General features: G+C 39.6%; 5 protein-coding genes, 1 rRNA gene and 1 pseudogene. 4 read left to right on the top strand and 3 right to left on the bottom strand.

Translation table 11 applies throughout. The features are described from left to right. Positions 1 to 99 precede the first annotated feature (99 nt). Positions 100 to 853, bottom strand: a pseudogene (locus tag LFLEISCH_RS14205) (exodeoxyribonuclease III). 101 nt (positions 854 to 954) lie between these two features. Between LFLEISCH_RS14205 and LFLEISCH_RS14200 the strand changes: the two are divergent. Both LFLEISCH_RS14200 and pepT read left to right on the top strand, forming a co-directional pair. Beyond that, positions 955 to 1,467, top strand: coding sequence for a DUF1697 domain-containing protein (locus tag LFLEISCH_RS14200; RefSeq protein WP_007478019.1), 513 nt, complete (start codon positions 955 to 957; stop codon positions 1,465 to 1,467). A gap of 60 nt (positions 1,468 to 1,527) precedes the next feature. Then, a complete protein-coding gene (pepT, locus tag LFLEISCH_RS14195) occupies positions 1,528 to 2,760 on the top strand; it encodes a peptidase T (protein ID WP_007478017.1) in 1,233 nt (410 codons plus the stop codon). Between the two features lie 49 nt (positions 2,761 to 2,809). Here pepT and LFLEISCH_RS14190 read toward each other — a convergent pair whose 3' ends face one another. After that, positions 2,810 to 3,166, bottom strand: a complete 357-nt coding sequence (locus tag LFLEISCH_RS14190; protein WP_007478015.1) for a hypothetical protein — start codon at positions 3,164 to 3,166, stop codon at positions 2,810 to 2,812. 17 nt (positions 3,167 to 3,183) lie between these two features. Then, positions 3,184 to 3,966: an ABC transporter ATP-binding protein gene (locus LFLEISCH_RS14185; RefSeq protein WP_007478013.1), complete on the bottom strand. Its 783-nt coding sequence runs from the start codon at positions 3,964 to 3,966 to the stop codon at positions 3,184 to 3,186. A 59-nt stretch (positions 3,967 to 4,025) separates the two neighbouring features. Between LFLEISCH_RS14185 and LFLEISCH_RS14180 the strand changes: the two genes are divergently transcribed. Together LFLEISCH_RS14180 and LFLEISCH_RS16110 are read left to right on the top strand one after the other, a co-directional pair. Beyond that, positions 4,026 to 4,637, top strand: a complete 612-nt coding sequence (locus LFLEISCH_RS14180; RefSeq protein ID WP_007478011.1) for an HD domain-containing protein — start codon at positions 4,026 to 4,028, stop codon at positions 4,635 to 4,637. Between the two features lie 321 nt (positions 4,638 to 4,958). Further along, a 16S ribosomal RNA gene (locus tag LFLEISCH_RS16110) occupies positions 4,959 to 5,110 on the top strand; the annotation flags it as partial.

Genomic DNA, 5,110 nt, shown 5'->3' with positions numbered 1-5,110 from the left:
AGGTGGTTCGATCACAGCCGTTCTGCTTATGTCAGCCAGAAAGTCTATTCCATCGTAAAAAACGTGCAGAGAATCGAATTTGATTCTCTGCACGTTTTTTTATAAATCAATCGTCAGTTCAACAGGACAATGATCCGATCCTAAAACGTCTGCGTGAATTTTGGCATCAATGAGTTTGTCTCTTAAGCGGCTTGAGACAAAATAGTCAATCCGCCACCCTGTATTTCGTGCTCTGGCATTCATACGGTAAGACCACCAAGAATAAGCTCCTTCTTTTTCGGGATAAAAATGACGGAAGGTGTCAACGAAACCTGACTCAAGAACAGTGGTAAATTTCCCTCGTTCCTCGTCTGAAAATCCAGGATTCCTGCGATTAGTTTTCGGATTTTTTAAATCAATTTCTTTGTGCGCAACATTTAAATCGCCACAAAAAATAACAGGTTTTTCTTGATCTAAACTTTTAACATAATTTAAAAAAGCGTCCTCAAAAGACATGCGATAAGCGAGTCGCGCTAGTTCAGGTTGCGAATTAGGCGTATAGACAGTGATAAAATAAAATTGCTCAAACTCAAGCGTAATCACACGTCCTTCCTGGTCATGTTCTGCAACCGAAAGACCGTAAAAAACGCGGAGAGGTTCTTTTTTTTGTAAAAATGGCTGTACCAGAATAGCCTTTTTTGATGGCATAATTCCAGTAATCATAGTAACCATTTAAATCAAGCTCGATTTGGCCTTCTTGCAGTTTGGTTTCCTGCAAGCAAAAAATATCGGCATCCGCTTCATTAAAATAATCCATAAACCCTTTTTTAACAGCTGCTCGCAAACCATTGACATTCCAAGAAATGAATTTCATTATTCATCACACTCCAACACGTTTTTTTATCATTATAACTTACAATGCATATAAGGTATAATGAAGAAAACGCAAATTGGAAAATAGAAGGAGGGCGCAGAATGAAATTTGTCGTTTTACTAAGGGCTATTAATGTAGGCGGACATAATAAAGTGAAAATGGCAGAGTTACGAGAAAGTTTAGCAAAAGAAGGATTTAGAAATGTCAAAACATACATTCAAAGTGGCAACCTTATTTTAGAAGCCTCCTTTTCTAAACAGGCGGTACGCGGTCAAATAGAGCAACATTTAAACACTTATTATGCGATTCAAAACGCAACAGTTGTTGTGTTAGAGGAAAGTGAGTATCGTCAGGTGCTCGCTCAAAACCCATTTACAGACTTACTTGAAACTGAACGCTTAATGATTTTTTATCAAAACGGAAAACTGGATGATAACGAGGTGGAAGAGCAAGATGCTAGCTATGTTGCGAAAGATCAGGCGATTTATGTCAAAATGAAAACAACCAAAATCCATGAAGTCAAAACGGAGAAAGTCATAAAAACATGGACGAAGGAAGCTGTTACAGGGCGCAATTTAAAAACGAGTGAAAAATTACTAGATCTTTTGAATTAGATATTTTGGTTAGAGTAGCCTATAATAAAAGGTGAAAATAAAATGGAGGAAGTGTAGAAAATGAGAGAAGAATTGATTGAACGTTTTACTACATACGTCAAAGTGGATACGCAGTCGAATGAAGAAAGTACGACTTGTCCGACAACAGAAGGGCAAAGGGAACTTGGCGCTATTCTTGTAAATGAACTAAAAGAAATCGGTATGAGTGATGTAACCATGGACGAAAATGGTTATGTTATGGCCACATTACCGGCGAATACGGATAAAAAAGTGCCTGTTATTGGCTTTTTAGCACATTTAGATACGGCAACGGATTTCACTGGTAAAAATGTAAATCCTATCGTACGTGAAAATTATGATGGCGGCGACATTATTTTAAATGCAGCCGAAAATATCGTTTTATCGCCCAAACAATTCCCGGAACTTGCCGGATATAAAGGTGAGACGCTCATTACAACGGACGGCACAACACTTCTTGGGGCGGATGATAAATCGGGTATTACAGAAATTATGGTAGCAATGCATTATTTGTTAAAACATCCTGAATTAAAACATGGTAAAATCCGTGTTGCCTTTACACCAGATGAAGAAATTGGCCGAGGTCCTGCGCTCTTTGATGTAGATGCTTTTGGCGCAGACTATGCCTATACGATGGACGGGGGTCCGCGCGGCCAACTGGAATATGAAAGTTTCAATGCCGCCGGAGCAAAAATTACCTTTAAAGGAAATAGTGTGCATCCTGGAACAGCCAAAAATAAAATGGTTAACGCAACCAAAATGGCCATGGAATTTAACGCACAGCTACCACAAAACGAGGCGCCCGAATATACAGAAGGTTACGAAGGCTTCTACCACCTTTTAACCTTAAATAGCGAAGTCGAAGAAGCCAAAGCAGCTTACATCATCCGTGATTTCGACCATTTAAAATTTGTAGAACGAAAAGCCAAAGTCGCAGAAATCGTCTCTTCTATGCAAGAAAAATATGGGAAAGACAAGGTTATTTTGGAAATAAATGACCAATACTATAACATGCGTGAGAAAATCGAACCCGTAAAAGAAATTGTCGACATCGCGTTTGATGCTATGAAAAACGTAGGCACTGAACCACTAATCGAACCAATTCGCGGCGGAACAGATGGTTCTCAGCTGTCATTTAAAGGCCTCCCAACACCAAACATTTTTGCAGGTGGGGAAAATATGCACGGCAAATTCGAATATGTTTCAGTTGAAAACATGGAACTCGCAACGAACGTGATAATCGAAATGGTACAACTATTTGAAAAACGCGCATAAAAATAAGAGACTAGGAAGTACTTCCTAGTCTCTTTTTATAAAAGTCAAATTACACTTTTTGCAATCGGTCAGAGATGGCTTGAACAAAACGCTTTGCATCCTCTTGTTCGACAAGCATAGTATAGGATGTGCCGTCTAAAAAGGAAAGTTCGATCTTAGGACTCATGGCAAGCAAGCTCACTTTTTTCGAACAACTGCGAATATCCTTATACGGAAACGTTTTATTGATATAATAATCTTCCGTTTCAGAGAAAAAGGTAATGCCAGATGTGCCGGCAAGCCAAAGGCCATTTAATTGGATACGTTCGTTCTCTATTTTAAAAGGAAAACTACCATAAAGCGGGACGCTCGCTGGCTCAATTAAATTGTTCAAGAGCGCTTTTTGAATCATACTTTTATAGAGCATCAAAAGAAAACCTCCTTTTAACTATTATAACTTTCTTTTGGGTAGATCGCTATTCGCCCGTTCGCCACTTTAAAAATATCGATCCCATGTTCATAAAACTTTTCCATATTTTTAGCCGAAAGCATTTCGCTTGTAGAGCCTTTCCCGAACACTTCGCCATTTTTAAGAAGGATAGTTTGCGTGAATTGTGGTAAAATTTCTTCTGTATGGTGCGTAACAAACAAAATCGTTTTATCGCTAGCAGCAATCTTCTGCACTTGATGAAGCAACTTTTCACGAGCAAATAAATCAAGGCCACTACACGGTTCGTCTAAAATAAGCAACCTAGGGTCCGCCATAAGTGCGCGGGCAATCAAAACAAGTTGGCGCTCACCTTGTGAAAGTGTCGCGTAGGTCTTGCCGATTAGCGAGCTAGCCCCAGCAGACAAGAGAATCGTTTTCGCCTGATCGATATCTGCTTTTGAAACTGGCTGATAAAGCCCGATGCTCGCATACTTACCGCTAAGGACAATTTGCTCCGCCGTTTCATAATCTTTAAGCTGATATTGCATGGCGCTACTCACCCAGCCGATGGACTTCCTCAGTTCTGGCAAAGAGGTTTCCCCAAACCACTCTCCAAGAACTTGAAGTTTTCCGCTACTAGGCCAAATATAGCCATTTAAAAGCTTAAGTAAAGTAGTTTTTCCGGCGCCGTTTAAACCGAGCATCGCCCATTTTTCGCCTGCGTTCACCATCCAATTAATCTGTTTTAAAATTTGTTTTTCTCCCCGAGTAAAAGTCACTTGTTGAAATTCAAACATATGTATCACCTCATTATTAATTTTACATAATTATCTGAAAAAAGAAAGGAGAAAGTAAAATGCCGGATATAATAGAAGAAGCAAAACAGTGGATGAAAGAAAGGTTCGCCGGTGACAGGACAGGCCATGACTTTGAACATATTATGCGTGTTTATCACACCGCGAAAGAACTTGCTGAACTTGAGGGTGGGGACCCACTTATCATTGAACTGGCAGCACTTTTCCATGATTACCCAGATGAAAAGCTAACGACAGACCCTTCTTTGGCTAAAAAGGAATTACGCGATTGGCTAACAAAAGCAAGCCTAGATGACATGACCATCCAAAAAATAATGCGCGCCATCGATTCCGTATCCTATAAAAAAGGCAAAAATCCGATTTTAGCTGAAACAATCGAAGAAAAAATAGTCCAAGACGCTGACCGCCTAGATGCCCTCGGAGCCATTGGTATCATCCGAGCCTTCACCTACGGCGGATCAAAAGCCCGCCCGCCACTCGACTACCATTTAGAAAATTCCGAAACAACCGTGGCGCACTTTTATGATAAACTTCTACTATTAAAAGATAAGATGCACACCAAAACCGCCATTAAGTCCGCCAAGAAACGACATGACTACATGCTAAAATTTCTTCTAGAATTAGAAGAGGAAAAAGTTATCAAAATCAAATAGTTTTTCCTTGAACTTTTTCACAAGATATTATATAACTTAAAAAGCTCTAAAAAAGGTGAAATAATTTTTTTGTTTTTCATTGACGCAACAATTTATTCATGATACGATAATTAAGTTGTCGCAAAAGAGCGATATGACCTTTGAAAACTGAACAAAACGAAGATGAAAAAAGCGATGAAACAGATGTTTCACCAATCAATTCATAGGACAGGAAACAAAAAGATGTTTCCAAAAAAACTAGTAAGAAGCTAGCAAAGTCAATTTGTGATGCTAAGGAAACTTATTCACGGTGTTGAATAAGTATTCAAATTCGATTTACATTTTAAAGAGAGTTTGATCCTGGCTCAGGACGAACGCTGGCGGCGTGCCTAATACATGCAAGTCGAACGAACCAAAGAGAAGCTTGCTTCTCTGTCGGGTGAGTGGCGGACGGGTGAGTAACACGTGGGCAACCTGCCTATCGAGCGGGGATA

Origin of the sequence: Listeria fleischmannii subsp. fleischmannii LU2006-1 (genome assembly GCF_000344175.1) — a bacterium.
GTDB lineage: Bacteria > Bacillota > Bacilli > Lactobacillales > Listeriaceae > Listeria > Listeria fleischmannii.
This window is presented reverse-complemented; position numbering and strand designations above follow the sequence as displayed.